At 44.1% G+C, this 14,804-nt stretch carries 10 protein-coding genes and 2 tRNA genes; 5 read left to right on the forward strand and 7 right to left on the reverse strand.

Annotated features, from left to right (window positions below; translation table 11 throughout):
• Positions 1-218: 218 nt before the first annotated feature.
• The 6 genes from JMX96_RS06950 to JMX96_RS06975 form a co-directional block, all read right to left on the reverse strand.
• A complete protein-coding gene (locus tag JMX96_RS06950) occupies positions 219-1,166 on the reverse strand; it encodes a ribose-phosphate pyrophosphokinase (RefSeq protein ID WP_057758042.1) in 948 nt (315 codons plus the stop codon).
• Positions 1,167-1,275: 109 nt separating this feature from the next.
• Positions 1,276-1,351 (reverse strand) — tRNA-Gln (locus tag JMX96_RS06955).
• 240 nt (positions 1,352-1,591) lie between these two features.
• Positions 1,592-1,667: transfer RNA gene (locus tag JMX96_RS06960), tRNA-Gln, on the reverse strand.
• 167 nt (positions 1,668-1,834) lie between these two features.
• The gene (ispE, locus tag JMX96_RS06965; protein WP_201568228.1) at positions 1,835-2,800 is read right to left on the reverse strand and encodes a 4-(cytidine 5'-diphospho)-2-C-methyl-D-erythritol kinase; all 966 of its coding nucleotides are present in this window, start codon (positions 2,798-2,800) and stop codon (positions 1,835-1,837) included.
• A 90-nt stretch (positions 2,801-2,890) separates the two neighbouring features.
• Positions 2,891-3,523 (reverse strand): lipoprotein insertase outer membrane protein LolB, encoded by a 633-nt coding sequence (lolB, locus tag JMX96_RS06970; RefSeq protein ID WP_101205138.1) that lies wholly within the window; start codon positions 3,521-3,523, stop codon positions 2,891-2,893.
• Between the two features lie 191 nt (positions 3,524-3,714).
• Positions 3,715-5,670 carry a tetratricopeptide repeat protein gene (locus JMX96_RS06975; protein WP_201568229.1) on the reverse strand — a complete coding sequence of 652 codons (1,956 nt, stop codon included), beginning with the start codon at positions 5,668-5,670 and terminating at the stop codon, positions 3,715-3,717.
• 551 nt (positions 5,671-6,221) lie between these two features.
• On the opposite strand from JMX96_RS06975, the gene hemA reads away from it, so the two are divergent.
• The 4 genes from hemA (at position 6,222) to JMX96_RS06995 (ending at position 10,316) form a co-directional block, all read left to right on the forward strand.
• Positions 6,222-7,634, forward strand: a complete 1,413-nt coding sequence (hemA, locus tag JMX96_RS06980) for a glutamyl-tRNA reductase (protein WP_201568230.1) — start codon at positions 6,222-6,224, stop codon at positions 7,632-7,634.
• 355 nt (positions 7,635-7,989) lie between these two features.
• Positions 7,990-9,126 (forward strand): aminotransferase class V-fold PLP-dependent enzyme, encoded by a 1,137-nt coding sequence (locus JMX96_RS06985; protein ID WP_201568231.1) that lies wholly within the window; start codon positions 7,990-7,992, stop codon positions 9,124-9,126.
• Positions 9,127-9,360: 234 nt separating this feature from the next.
• A complete protein-coding gene (locus JMX96_RS06990; protein ID WP_165597767.1) occupies positions 9,361-9,798 on the forward strand; it encodes a YeeE/YedE family protein in 438 nt (145 codons plus the stop codon).
• Positions 9,799-9,896: 98 nt separating this feature from the next.
• Positions 9,897-10,316: a DUF6691 family protein gene (locus JMX96_RS06995; protein ID WP_201568232.1), complete on the forward strand. Its 420-nt coding sequence runs from the start codon at positions 9,897-9,899 to the stop codon at positions 10,314-10,316.
• Positions 10,317-10,520: 204 nt separating this feature from the next.
• On the opposite strand, the gene JMX96_RS07000 is transcribed toward JMX96_RS06995, so the two are convergent.
• Complete coding sequence (locus tag JMX96_RS07000; protein WP_201568233.1) at positions 10,521-12,185, reverse strand: AMP-binding protein; 1,665 nt, start codon at positions 12,183-12,185, stop codon at positions 10,521-10,523.
• Between the two features lie 403 nt (positions 12,186-12,588).
• Here JMX96_RS07000 and JMX96_RS07005 point away from each other — a divergent pair, with 403 nt between their 5' ends.
• Positions 12,589-14,724: an NADPH-dependent 2,4-dienoyl-CoA reductase gene (locus tag JMX96_RS07005; protein ID WP_201568234.1), complete on the forward strand. Its 2,136-nt coding sequence runs from the start codon at positions 12,589-12,591 to the stop codon at positions 14,722-14,724.
• Positions 14,725-14,804 lie beyond the last annotated feature (80 nt).

Here is a 14,804-nt window from a genome sequence, read left to right on the forward strand (position 1 = left end):
ATAGTGCTAGCCTAATAAAAACAACGAAAAGGTCAGCACAGGCGCGCATTATACGTGATTCTGTAGCAATAATAAAGACCTACGCAAAGCGCCTACACAAAACAAAGCGCCAAGTAAGGATACTTGACGCTCTGTTTTTTAATTATTTAAGATGTCTTACTACAGTCATTGCTACTAAAAATTACCGCAATAGCTGTTTAAAAGGCAGTTGTATCAAATTAGGCGTCAAACATCGCGCTAATAGATTCTTCGTTATTGATACGGCGTAAGCTTTCAGCCAGCATCGGTGCAATACTTACCTGACGGATTTTGCTACAAGCTTTGGCTTCAGCAGATAGTGGAATAGTATCGGTCACAACCACTTCGTCCAATGCAGATTCGCTGATGTTTTTCAGTGCGTTGCCTGATAGGACAGGGTGCGTGATGTAAGCTAAGACGCGACGGGCACCATTTTCTTTTAATGCTTCAGCGGCTTTACACAATGTACCTGCAGTATCGACCATATCATCAACGATAACGCAATCACGGTCACGAACATCACCAATGATGTGCATTACTTGTGACTCATTGGCACGAGCACGGCGCTTATCAATAATTGCCATGTCGGTATCGCCTAACTGCTTGGCCATCGCACGTGCACGAACCACACCGCCTACGTCAGGTGAAACAACCATGATATTGTCATAGTCTTGTTTTTGTAGGTCATTTAGCAATACAGGTGTGCCGTAGATGTTGTCTACAGGGATATCAAAGAAACCCTGAATCTGATCTGAGTGCAAATCAACAGTCATTACGCGATCGATACTAACGATGTTTAGCATGTCGGCAACCACTTTAGCCGAGATAGGTACACGAGCTGAGCGTGGACGACGATCCTGACGAGCATAACCAAAATAAGGCATAACAGCTGTGATACGGCCAGCACTAGAGCGACGCAAGGCGTCAGCCATCATCATGATTTCCATCAAGTTGTCGTTGGTCGGTGCACAAGTAGGCTGCATGATAAACACATCTTTACCACGTACGTGTTCTTTGATTTCCACGGCAATTTCGCCATCAGAAAAACGCGTGATGTCAGCTTTACCAAGAGGTATGTGAAGATGATCGGCTACGGTTTTTGCCAATTCTGGGTGGGCATTACCCGTAAAAATCGCCAAATAAGGCATGACAGAAGTCCTATTGATTGACTCAAGCAGCGACCGCTAAGCAGTGTCAAACTGCTCAAATTAAGAAAAGAGTGGTGAAGGTGTTGAAGTATACTATTACAGTAAAAAATGGCAGGGGTAGCTGGACTCGAACCAACGGATGTCAGGATCAAAACCTGATGCCTTACCAACTTGGCTATACCCCTGTAATGTCTAGGCTATGAACAACCGATATATAATAGCGACTAAGTAGTCGTTCTTAATATGGTGTCATGACCTGTCAGTTATCTAAAAAACGGATAAACCGTTTAAAACATAACTTTTCCCTAGCGGTGTCCATTGCGAACTATACCGAAACTGGGATAACGTTGTCAATGACAATAAGATAAGTGGCTGTGTATAAACCACTTATACTAGATGTATCTCTAACGCTTCGTACTAAAAAATGGCAGGGGTAGCTGGACTCGAACCAACGGATGTCAGGATCAAAACCTGATGCCTTACCAACTTGGCTATACCCCTATTGTGGCGACCTATTATAAGTAAATTTTCAGATTTTGCAAGTCATTTGCGGCTTTTTCTGGTATTTATTCATCATAGGTTACTGCTGGCGCTATTTTAGCAAATTAAAATCGGCAATCCTACCGTTGTCATTATTTAGATGATAAGAAATCTAAAGGTTATATGTGCTATTTTAAGTTTCCAACGATATACCCTGCACAAGGCGCATTTGCAATCCACTTCGCCACAAGTTTTTTGTTAGTAGCCACACTCGCATCTAGAGGCAAAAATACCGCACTGCCAGAGCCAGTCATGCGTGCTGTGCTCAGTGTTTGCGCTTCTAACCCCTGTAGATAACTTAAGGCATCTGCAACAGCAGGAGCAAGGCTTGTGACCACTAGGGTAAAGACATTATGATAAGGCGTAGTGAGCGTTTGTACATAGTCAGCGTATTGGTTTTGGATAGTTGCAACCGATAGGGGCGCGATATCTCGCTGTAGTTTAGGATGCGCAAATAGCTTGGCAGTATTGACATGGGCATTAGGCGTCAGTACTAAATAGTGCTGGTCAGGCAACTCAATCGTAGTCAGTTCTTCACCAATTCCCATGGCAATAGCGTCTTGGCCAAAGATAAATATCGGTACATCCGCACCCACAGTCGCGCCAATCTTTATGAGCTCATCACAGGTAAAATTAAGCTGCCAAAGCTCATTGAGCACTAGTATAGTCGTTGCTGCATTAGATGAGCCACCACCCAATCCTGCACCCATTGGCAAATGCTTATCTAAAGTGATATGCACTTTTGCTAATTGCTCAGGTAAAGTGTTTGACTGTATGGCAAATGCTAGCAATGCGCGTGCCGCTTTGAAAATTAAATTGTCTTCTATACTAATAGTGATAGACTCTGCACCATCTAGTATCAGTAGCTGATGACAGAATTGATTAGAAGTTAATTCACTAGCTATAGTAGAAATAACAGCATCGTTGCTGACCGAAAAATGCAAGTAATCGCCCCAGTCAAGCAGGCGAAATACCGTTTGCAAATTATGATAGCCATCGGCACGTTTACCAGTGATGTGCAAAAACAGATTGAGTTTTGCAGGCGATAAACGAGTAATCGTAGAAACAGATGGTACGGCTATATTTTCAGTCATATTTTTTTATCATAAGGTGCAGTTATAAATAGCTATCTTAATTAACAATGCTAGTTTTTAGCAGGCTGTCTATTGTTAATAAAAGATGGATTAATGATTAATCGTCATTACAACTTTGTTGCCTTGAGGCTGTACTGCGCTAATTTTACTAGGTAGCTTATCCGTACCTTTATAAGTAAAGCTGGCTGTCCACTCACCATTGACTGAGCTAACTAAACGGTTCTGATCATCCATTTGTGGTGCGCTGTCTGAAGGTGCTGGACGACCAGAAATCCAATAAGGCATTTGTGAAATTGGTGCTTGCCAACCAGTGGCTTTCTTTAGCAAGGTTTCAGGGTCGTCAGCGGTCAATGTGCCTGTCTTTTCGCTGACTAGAGTAGCGGTTTGACCATTGTATTCAATGTTGGTTTTACCAATACCAAGTGCGCCAATCAGCTCAATGGCAAATCGGTCATTTTGTTGACCCCATGCATAAAATGCACTACCACCTTGGGTACCGGTCGAATCATTCGCAGGCGTCGTTACCCCAATTTTACCGGTGATATTGAAGCTCTCTAGCTTTTTGGGTTGCTCAGCGTTTTGACCTTGTACAGTGGTCGTCGGTTGGTTGGTCGCGTTAGTTGTTTTTAATGATTGGCAACCAGAGGTAATGATCATCGCTGCAGTTATAGCAGTGAACAAAGCCAATTTATTTGGTTTAAAAGAAGTGATTGATGCTGACATAATAGTTTCTCAAAATGGAAAGATGAACAAAGATATTAGCTTAAGCGTTATTTGTTGCTCGGTTATGCACGGCTGTTAGCTTCTTATAACGACCTTGTAATTTATAAATGCTTCGTTATTTATAAAAACCTTATTAACTATCATGTTTCTATGGTTGCAAAGCCCAAAGAGCATATCCAAAATCAGCGCTATTAATACAGCTGTATGCGGTCATTGATATTATGCTGTCCAAATGAGAAGCGCTGCTGCAAGTCGGCGAGTAATGCCTCAACTTTGTCATTGTTGCCTAAGCCTTGATAGGCGCGCAATAACAGCGTGCCTGAGCGCAAAGTTGGCAGCACATCATAAGGTGTCTGTAGATAGTCGATGACCTGCTGATAGTTCTCTTTGGCCAATGCATTGCCCGCCAAGACATTTAAGGCTTGCAGATGTAGGTCGTTATCATAACGTGGGTCATCATAGCGAATCTGAATAATCGCTGTCGCTAGCGCCAGACCTTGCTCTGAGCTGCGCTCATTTGCCAGTAGCAACTGTGCATAGCTTAACTGATAGGATAAGTTACTAGGATCTAATGCCTGCAAGTGATTTAGCAAAGTACGCTTAACGACATAATCTTCTTTATCATCTAACAGCTGAGCCCGTGCAAAGAGTAGCATCTCATTATCAGGATATTTACGAGCGGCACGGGTTAGTAAGCGTAGTGCTTCATCCGATTCGTTTTGTTGCCACAAGATATCGGCTTGCATGACAAAAGTGTCAGGCGCGAATACTGTGAAGTCTTTGCGCAGCTTCTCTAAAGTCGCGATTGCCGCATCGACGTCGTTATCGAGTAATTCAAACGCCACTACTTTTCTACGCGCTTCTAATACCAAATCCTCTTGCATGACGCCATTGAGGTAGTATTTAGCTTGATCGAACAACTGCTGACGCTCAGCACTGATACCTAGATAATAATAGGCTTGATCAAGATAAGCTGGACTCTTGGCAAGCATATTGAGTAGCTCATCGGCACTAGCGTACTCTTCAATATCCAAGCTCACTAAGGCTGCGAGCAGAGTAATCTCAGAATCATCATTGAAGCGGCTATGCGCTTCAAGTAGTAACTTCCACGCTTGTTCGCTTTGCTTTAAATCTAATAGATAGCGAATCTCATATAGATATAAGCTTTTGCTATCGGGGTTACGTAGACGAGCTTGACTGACATAATTGATGACAGTCTCTGCGGTCACGATTTTGCGTAATATATCCGCTTTTAACGTAATAAAAGGCACGTAGTCTGGCTGACGCTCTAGCGCTCGATTGATATGAACGATAGCGACTTCAGGTTCGTTAAACTGATAGAGTAAACCCGCTTTTAATACTGACAATGAGGCATTTTGCTCGCTATCCAATGGTTGCAACGCAGCAAGAAGTTCACGTTTGTCTTCATCATTGTTTGGATAAATACCTATGAGGATTTCGCTTAAGTCTGCGCGTGGATCATAGCGCAAGATGCGGTTTAAAGTTTCACCCGCTAATATGTAGTCGTGGGCACGTAAGGCCAAATGCGCGACATAAAACCAAGCAGGTACGTGGTCAGGGTTTTGGTCCTGCCATGTCTTGGCAAACTGTAATGAATCTTCAACCTTTTCGTTACGCAAAGACAGGCTAAGCGCTCTCTCAAACACGGCTGTCGCATCTTCTTTAAAAGACTGTTGCTTATAAATAGAGACCGCACGTCGTTTGTCATCGCGATCAGCAGCAAACTCGGCATCCAGTAGAGCGTACAAGCTTGGTTCACTAAGCTCAGGCTGCCATAGACTGGTTGGCGCTAGGCCGTTAATGTTTTTTACGTTTTCTATGGTGAGCGTGTCTTCATTGTAAGGTGTATCAATCGCATCACTATCTTCATTTGGTTTATCGGCAGCTACCTTATTGACAGTTACCTTATTATCAGTAGCAACGGATACTTTAGGAATTTTTGCTTCTAGCAATACATCGGGATGGCTAGCATGAACAGGGGCTGCCAAACACAGGCACACTGCTAGAGACAACGCTAACTTATACCGTTGACACAGGCGCTCAATAGCGACATGCAATAAAGCACGGAAGCTAGAGTATTCGCTATAGGGATGTGGTGACCGAAGTAATGACCCAAAAAAAATCATAGATAGCCGTATTCGCCCATGGTTTACCTACACAGATAAGGCAAGTTTGTTTTAATCATTTTAAGTTATATATTGGCAATATGTACCCATGATAAACATTATAAGAGTAGACCGATGAGATAAACAATAGCATCCGTGTTACTCAGATATTGGCAGGTCTGACTGTATGAATGTGCTACTAGTAGCGAGTACGTTGCCAAAGAATGATACTGAAGATGATTAAATATAGATAGGTCTGTCGAACTGAATATTATAGAAATATAACAAGTTAAGATAGAGTAAGCGAATGATTTAACAATATATTATTGACCAGAAGTCAAAACCCAGCTATTGATTTTATAAATCGTATGAGTAGTTGATTTGTTACATTTGCGACCAGATACAGAGATATGGTTATCATAGATGTGTGAGTGTTAATTAAAGCCCGCAATAATGATATAATAGGCGGTTTTTAGGGTCTTCCTTTTTAGCGCTGTCGTCAAAAACTGTCTTTTAAAAATAATAAGATAGCGTAAGGGGCAACTGAGCGTCATGTTTATGGTCTATCGATAATGAGATTAGTGGTCATTGGGGTCAATCACAAAACTGCACCAGTCGCTCTGCGAGAGCGCTTGGCGCTTGTGGGTGACGATGTAAATGTCGCACTCAAACAAATAGAAGCCTTTACTGATGGTAGCGTGATCGTCTCTACTTGTAACCGCACTGAAATCTATGCGCTAGTGCCACAAACGTCAACGTCGCAGTACGCTAACGGCCAACTATCTGACTCACAAACATCCGATATACAGGATGTCAAAGCTGCTGGCCAATCATCATCCAATAATACTTTTAGTAGTAGCATGAATATCTCGTCTGCTGCGATTAGTGCGCACATTACCAAAATCAAAACGTGGTTGGCTGACTTCAAGCAATTGCCACTCGTTGATATTGATCCTTATCTCTATGTACATCGTGATACCCATGCATTGACTCATTGGTTAAGAGTAGCGGCTGGTCTCGACTCTATGATACTGGGCGAGCCACAGATTCTCGGGCAAATCAAAAACTCTGTACATCTGGCTCAAGACCAAAAAGTACTCAGTAATCAGCTCGGCTGGATCATCGATCAAGTATTCGCTGCTGCCAAACGAGTGCGTAACGAGACGCAGGTTGGCGCACAGGCCGTATCGCTTAGCTTTGCTGCAGCCAAATTGGTCACACAAATATTTGACGATTTACCCAGTCGCACGCTTTTGGTCGTTGCCGCAGGTGAGATGAATCGCTTGGTGGCCACCCATATCGCAGGGCTAGGGGTCGGACGAGTCATTATCTGTAACCGTAATCCCGAACGTGCCGAAGCATTAGCGGCTGAGCTACGTGGCCCTAATCGCCGCGTAGACGTTAGACCCTTACAAGAGTTGCCGCAAGTATTGGCGGAAGCCGATATCGTTAGCAGTTGTAGTGGCAGTATGGATTTGTTGATTGATAAGACAATGACCATACAAGCGCTAAAGCGTCGCCGTTATCAGCCAATGCTTATGATAGATCTGGCCGTACCGCGCGATATCGATTCGACTATTAGCCGCATTGATGATGTTTATTTGTACTCTGTCGATGATTTGCAGCATGTCATTGCAGGTAATATCGAGCAGCGTCGTCAAGCCGCAGTGGATGCTGAACTGTTAGTCAGTCAATTGGTGGTCGAGATAGATCGCCGCTTTCAGGTTCGCCAAGTTGGCAAAGATATTCAGCAGTACCGCGCGTGTACTCAAGGTCAAGTCGATAAATTGCTGCATGAATCTATTGCTAAGCTGCAACAGGACGATGTCAGTCCAGAAGATATCATCACTGAGCTGTCACGACGTTTGACCCAAACATTGACCCATGCACCATCGAAACTGATGCGCAAAGCCGCACGTGAAGGCGATAGTGAGTTGCTAGACTTCGTGGTGTCAGGACTACAAGATGCTCATCGAGGGCATTGATGTTTTTATCGTGGCTTTTAAATCAAAACTTATCAACCAATACCTACCAATAAATGCTCGATAGCGCAAGTCATATCGTTGCCTGAGCGTATCGTTGTCAACCTTCAGTATCAGTGCTAATATCAAGCTCTCATGGATGGCTTAGGTCAAGATATGTGCTGGTGTTTGCTCGTAATATGACTATAAATATATTAGCTTCACGTTAGTAGACCTCATCAGTGTTCGTTGTTTTTTATTTGTTTAAAAACAACGCATCTCTAGACAGCGCAAGACCTCACCATCAAATAATAGTACTTGATTATAGTGCTATCTAATCCATGTCGCATATTATCTAACCATACACTAGGAGTGTTCAATGCCTGCATTACGTCAAGATATCGATCCAAACGGCTTATTAGAGTATTCAGTGGTTTACACCGATCGTGCGCTGAACCATATGTCAAAAGCCTTTCAGCAAGTGATGAATGACCTATCTAGTGACCTAAAATCTGTGTATAACGCTGACGCAGTGGTGATCGTTCCTGGTTCTGGTACTTATGGTATGGAAGCAGTCGCTCGCCAGTTGGCAAATGATGAAGACTGTCTAATCATTCGTAATGGCTGGTTCAGCTATCGTTGGACGCAAATCCTAGAAAAAGGCAAAATCGCCAAATCATCTACAGTCCTTACGGCCAATCGTGCCGATGATAGTGAGTCGCCAAAACCGTTTGCTCCAGTCGATATCGACGTTGCCGTAGCCAAAATCAAAGAAGAAAAGCCAGCAGTTGTATTTGCCCCGCATGTCGAAACCTCATCGGGTATCATCTTGTCAGATGACTATATCAAAGCGTTGAGCGAGGCTGTGCACAGCGTCGGTGGATTGTTAGTCATTGATTGCATCGCCTCAGGCTGTGTATGGCTAGATATGAAATCATTGGGTATCGATGTACTGATTAGCGCACCGCAAAAAGGTTGGAGCAGTACGCCGGGCGCTGGTTTGGTAATGCTAAGCGAGGCTGCTGTCAAAAAAGTGGACAGTACTGAATCTGATAGTTTTAGTATCGACCTAAAGCAATGGCTAAACATTATGCGTGCTTACGAAAATGGCGGTCATGCATACCATGCGACTATGCCGACAGACAGCTTACGTCAGTTCCGTGATGCCGTGAATGAAGCCAAAGCAATCGGTTTTGATAAATTGTGTGAGGCGCAGTGGACACTTGGCAAACGTATCCGTGAAGTATTAGAAGCCAAAGGTGTTGAGAGCGTCGCTGCCGAAGGTTTTAAAGCACCTGGCGTTGTCGTCTCTTATACTGATCGTGATGATATGCATAAAGGTAGCGCCTTCGCTGAAATCGGAGTGCAAATCGCGGCTGGCGTACCATTGAAAGTGGGCGAGCCTGATAACTTTAAAACTTTCCGTTTGGGTCTATTTGGCTTGGATAAATTGACTGATATCGATGGCACAGTAGCGCGTTTTGAAAAGGCACTTGATAAAGTGCTGAGCCAGTAAAGATACCAATTAAGAGGGCTGATAAAGATAGTAATATGATAGCTTATTAAGTTTTTTCACCGCCTTTTTTAAAGCCTTTACAGTACAGTCTTTATAGTTATAAAAAATACTGAACCATTAGTGTCATGCTAGGTTCAGTATTTTTTTACCTTTTTATTATATTTTATAATATAATGTATTTTTATAAATTAATATTCAAGTACGTATTTAATAAACTTAATCAGGTAGTCCGTTATGAGCATACAAATAGACTGGCAAGCATTTACGCCGATCTCCTTAGTTGGGGGTCTAATGCTAGGCGTAGCGACGGTTATCTTACTGCTAGGTATTGGCCGTATAGCAGGTATCAGTGGCATTTTTTCAAGCCTACTAAAACCTAAGCGTGTAGAGATGTGGCAGGTGCTATTTATACTGGGTTTGGTCATTTCACCACTGCTATATCAGTTGGCGAGACCGCTACCTGAGGTAGCTATCAGTACTTCCGTGCCATTATTGATTGGTGCAGGGTTATTGGTCGGCTTCGGCACGCGTTTAGGTTCAGGATGCACGAGTGGACATGGTATCTGCGGTAATGCACGGCTGTCTCCACGGTCATTGGCAGCGACTGTCACCTTTATGCTGTTTGGGATTGTGACCGTTTATATCGGTCGTCACGTATTAGGCCTACTATAGCGAACTCATGGCAGATTGCCAGATGAAGACTGATAGTCGGGCTAACGCGTGAACGACATACGATGGTTAATAAAAAATAATAATAGCGAGATATGACGATGCTAAAAAATATAATCGGATTGCTAGCAGGACTGCTGTTTGGACTCGGACTACTGGTGTCAGGTATGACCGATCCTGTGAAAGTACAAGGGTTTTTGGACGTATTTGGCGCATGGGATATCTCCCTTGCACTGGTGATGGGTGGTGGTCTGATCGTCGCTTTCTTCGGTGTGCGATTAGCAAAGCGTCAACAGAGCAGTTGGATTGGCACACCAATTGATATGCCTAGCAAAACCGTCATTAATAAAAAATTGCTTATCGGTGCGATGTTGTTCGGTATCGGCTGGGGGCTGGTTGGTATCTGTCCAGGACCAGGAATTGTATTGCTTGGTACTGGTCAATGGCAAGCCTATGTCTTTATTCCTGCCATGATTATAGGAATGCTAGTTTATCAATGGCTTGAGCCTAAGCTTGGCTGATATAGTTAGTTCTCTATAAATTGGATACGGTGTCTCGCTTAGTCTACTATTTGTAGTACTTTCACTTAGCTTCCTTGTCTCCAAATTATATTGAACCAACTATAGTATAAATAGGCTAGCACTCGAAAAAAAGGTCAGTCATTTATACGTGATTGACCTTTTTTATGAATATTAATTTGTGACAGGATTTAATATATTGTCAGATCATTTAGCACTGGCGGTTACTTTTGGCGTTTCGTGTGCCAATGATTTTGCCGCTTGGCGTAGCTCAAACTTTTGCACTTTACCGGTACTGGTCTTAGGTATTTCTGCAAAAACAATATATTTTGGCACTTTAAAACCTGCTAGGTGCTGACTACAATGCTCCATCACCGTGTCACGTTGCAGCGTGCTACCAGCATGAATCTCGATAAAGGCAACGGGCACTTCCCCCCATTTATCATGTAGTGCGGCGACGACAGCACAGCTTTCAATCGCAGGTAGTTTGTACAAGACGTTTTCTACCTCGATGCTAGAGATATTCTCACCGCCTGAGATGATGATATCTTTTAGTCTGTCCATGATTTTGATATAGCCATCAGGGTATTTAACACCCAAATCGCCTGTACGGAACCAGCCATCAGCGAATGCTTCTTCGGTAGCCTTACGGCTTTTTAGATAGCCTTTCATCACCATATTGCCACGTAGCGCCAGCTCACCCATCTCTTCTCCGTCAGCGGCTACGGGTTCAGTCGTACCTTGCTTAAATACCTCAAATCCTGCCATTAGATGAGAAGTCATGCCTTGACGTGATTTCTTTTGGGCACGGGTGGCCACATCAAGCTCATTCCATTCTTCCTGCTCAGCACAAACCGTCACTGGCCCATATACTTCAGTGAGACCGTAGACGTGCGAGATATGAAAGCCCATTGCTTCCATCGCGGCCAGCATGGTTTCGGACGGCGGTGCACCCGCGACCCAACCTTTGACCGTATGTGTGATAGCGTCTTTATATTCTGGTTTGCCGCCAGCAATCATATTGTGCACGACTGGCGCAGAGCAGTAGTGGCTAACTTGATGCTTAGCAATCAGCTGCAATATCAAATCAGCATCAATTTTTCTCAAGCATACATTGACCCCAGCACGCTCGGCGATGGTCCATGGAAAGCACCAACCGTTACAGTGAAACAGCGGCAGCGTCCACAGATACATCGGGTGTTTGGGCATGTCCCAATCTAAAATATTAGAAATAGCATTGAGAGTTGCGCCGCGATGGTGATAGACCACGCCTTTGGGCTTGCCTGTCGTGCCAGAGGTATAATTCAGCGCAATGGCGTCCCACTCATCTTTCGGCATCTCCCAATTATCCAAACTGTCTGAGCTGGCAATCAATGCTTCATAACTCATGAGCCCAAAACGCTCGACATCGACAGCTTTGTCCGTTGAATGAATGACGATTAAGTCTGGAAAAGTCTCATCGATGATCTCAGCATGCTCAGCAAATTCGCTATCTAAAATTAAAACCTTCGCTTCGGAATGCTGCAAACAAAAGGTAAGCGCATTGATATCAAGGCGCGTGTTCAAAGTACAGAGGACGCCGCCTGACATCGGCACACCAAAGGCGCATTCGACCATCGCAGGCGTGTTCGGTAGCATCACGGCTACGGTGTCGTTTTTATCAATACCCAGTTTGCGCAGGCCATCAGCCAGTTGGCGACAGCGAGTATAAGTCTGTTGCCATGTCTGAGTGAGGTTATTGTGTTCTAGATCGTCATAAATGATGGCAGTCTTATTAGGATAAACTTGCGCGCTGCGAATGATAAAATCAATAGGGGTAAGTGGTTGATGGTTGGCGGCGTTTTTGCCGAGACCTGTATGGAAATCTGTCATGATGATAGTCCTTTATCGTATTTCTATAATGCGTCAGTACATTAACGTCAGTATATTATTTAGTACAGTAATCTAGCATAGAAGTTATAGGTATAAGTCGATATTTATCCATTTATACCTTAGTCTAATCTCTAAATAACATTAAGCTAACGGTATATAATCTACCTCAAAAGTTGGCTAGGTTTTGTGGTGTTTGCTTAACCGTATGCCACATTACAGCCTGATACACCGTCCCGCTCGTTATAGCAATTAATATAGTGCTCACTCATCAGTCGCTTGTCTGCATAGCTGACAATAATCGCGGTGTGTTACGATATCGATGATGCTAAATCTCTTAGCCCGATTAATTCTAAAAAGCCGTTTTTAAGAAGTAGCCTCATAAACTATTCATAAGGAAAATGATATGTCTGCCAGCCATAGTGTCAATACGATCCAAACCGCTAGCACCAATGAACACTATCCGCATTTATTTGAGCCGCTAGATTTGGGCTTTACTACGCTAAAAAACCGTATGGTTATGGGCTCAATGCATACTGGGCTTGAAGACCGTTTCTATAATTATGGCAAGCTGGCGGCGTATTTTGCAGAACGTGCCAAAGGCGGCGTGGCAATGATGATCACTGGTGGTATCTCGCCTAACCGCGAAGGTTGGTTGTTGCCTGCTGGCGGAACGATGAATACTAAAGCTGACGTGATCAATCACCAGCGCGTCACCCGTGCTGTGCATAAGCACGACAGCAAAATCATCATGCAGATATTGCACAGTGGTCGCTATGGCTATCATCCTTTTGCCGTATCATCTAGCCCAATCAAGTCACCAATCTCACCATTTAAACCACGCAAGATGAGCATCAAAAATATCGAACAAACGGTAAAAGACTATGCTCGTTCAGCCAAACTTGCCAAGCAAGCAGGCTATGATGGTGTCGAAATCATGGGCTCTGAGGGTTATCTGCTCAACCAGTTTTTATCAAGCCATGTGAATAAGCGTAAAGACATCTACGGTGGTGATATTCATGGACGTATGAAGTTTGCTGTCGACGTGGTCAAAGCGGTACGCGCGGCGACTGGCGAAGACTTTATTATTTTATTCCGCTTATCAGTGATTGATTTGGTCAAAGACGGTAACGTCATGGAGGAAGTCATTACCGTAGCCAAAGCGTTAGAAGAAGCGGGCGTGACCATCATGAACACTGGTATCGGCTGGCATGAAGCGCGTGTTCCGACTATCGTGACGAGTGTGCCACGAGCCGCTTTTGTTGATTTCACCGCTGAAATCAAAAAGCATATTAGTATCCCAATGATGGCAGCCAACCGTATCAACATGCCAGAAACAGCAGAAGAAATCGTTGCGACTGGTCAAGCAGATATGATTCAGATGGCACGTCCATTCTTGGCTGATGCGCACTGGGTTAATAAAGCCAAAAACGGACAGACAGATCGTATTAATACCTGTATCGCTTGTAACCAAGCCTGCCTCGACCACACATTTGAAAACAAACGCTCAACTTGTTTGGTCAATCCGCAAGCCTGTTATGAGACTGAACTGGTCTATAAGAAAACCAAAAAATCGAAAAAAGTCGCCGTCATCGGTGGCGGTGTCGCTGGTATGTCAGCGGCACATGTGGCGGCCTTACGTGGTCATGATGTGACTCTTTTTGAAGCTAAAGACGTACTTGGCGGGCAGTTTAACTACGCTAAAGTCATCCCTGGTAAAGAAGAGTTCTTTGAGACTATTCGCTACTATATTAATGAGCTTGAGCACCTGGGTGTCGAGATTAAACTAAACACCAAAGTTGATAAAGACATGCTTGAAAAGGCTAAGTTCCATCATGTCATCGTGGCAACGGGTGTCGTACCGAGGAATCTAGAAGGTAAGCTCGAAGGTGCTGAGCTGCCACAAGTAATGAGCTATGCTGAGCTGCTATCTGGCGAAAAAGCAGTGGGTAACACAGTAGCGGTCATCGGTGCTGGTGGTATTGGCTTTGATGTAAGTGAGTATCTGACAGCCAATCATGGTAAGTCGCTGGATGAAATTGGTCCTGAGGGACTAAAAGATCCAAGCTATCGCCCTGAGCCACAGTCAATCAGCGAGTGGCGCGAAGAGTGGGGCGTGACCAATGATACCGACTATCAAAGTGATGGTGGTCTGGTCAGACCAGCTGCGATCAAACCAATTCGCCAAGTATATTTGATGCAGCGTAGCAAAGGCCGTCTGGGCAGTGGTCTGAACAAAACCTCAGGCTGGGTACATCGTGCGCATATCAAATCGCATGGTGTCATCCAAGTCGCTGGCGTGCAATATGACAAAATCACCAACGAAGGTATCTGGGTGACTAACCCACAAGGTCAGAGCCAGTTATTACGTGTCGATAGTGTCGTTGTCTGTGCCGGTCAAGAGTCAGTCGTTGAGTTGATGCCAAATGTGGGCGATGCGCCAGACGCGCAATATCACCTAATCGGTGGTGCAAAACTGGCCGCTGAATTGGATGCCAAACGTGCGATTCGTGATGGGGCTGAAGTCGCTGCTCAGATCTAAACTCTTTAGCATGAATGTTAAATAATGGACGGCGAGGGGATATCTCTTGCCGTCCTTTTTTATTTGGAATGAAAATTTGA

The organism is Psychrobacter sp. JCM 18900 (assembly GCF_904846625.1).
GTDB lineage: Bacteria > Pseudomonadota > Gammaproteobacteria > Pseudomonadales > Moraxellaceae > Psychrobacter.

Bases quoted from the DNA above. Each gene is read 5' to 3' on its own strand.
- JMX96_RS06950 (WP_057758042.1), bottom strand. From the start codon at position 1,166: ATGCCTTATTTGGCGATTTTTACGGGTAATGCCCACCCAGAATTGGCA.
- JMX96_RS06990 (WP_165597767.1), top strand. From the start codon at position 9,361: ATGAGCATACAAATAGACTGGCAAGCATTTACGCCGATCTCCTTAGTT.
- lolB (WP_101205138.1), bottom strand. From the start codon at position 3,523: ATGTCAGCATCAATCACTTCTTTTAAACCAAATAAATTGGCTTTGTTC.
- JMX96_RS06995 (WP_201568232.1), top strand. From the start codon at position 9,897: ATGCTAAAAAATATAATCGGATTGCTAGCAGGACTGCTGTTTGGACTC.
- hemA (WP_201568230.1), top strand. From the start codon at position 6,222: ATGAGATTAGTGGTCATTGGGGTCAATCACAAAACTGCACCAGTCGCT.
- ispE (WP_201568228.1), bottom strand. From the start codon at position 2,800: ATGACTGAAAATATAGCCGTACCATCTGTTTCTACGATTACTCGTTTA.
- JMX96_RS06985 (WP_201568231.1), top strand. From the start codon at position 7,990: ATGCCTGCATTACGTCAAGATATCGATCCAAACGGCTTATTAGAGTAT.
- JMX96_RS07005 (WP_201568234.1), top strand. From the start codon at position 12,589: ATGTCTGCCAGCCATAGTGTCAATACGATCCAAACCGCTAGCACCAAT.
- JMX96_RS06975 (WP_201568229.1), bottom strand. From the start codon at position 5,670: ATGATTTTTTTTGGGTCATTACTTCGGTCACCACATCCCTATAGCGAA.
- JMX96_RS07000 (WP_201568233.1), bottom strand. From the start codon at position 12,185: ATGACAGATTTCCATACAGGTCTCGGCAAAAACGCCGCCAACCATCAA.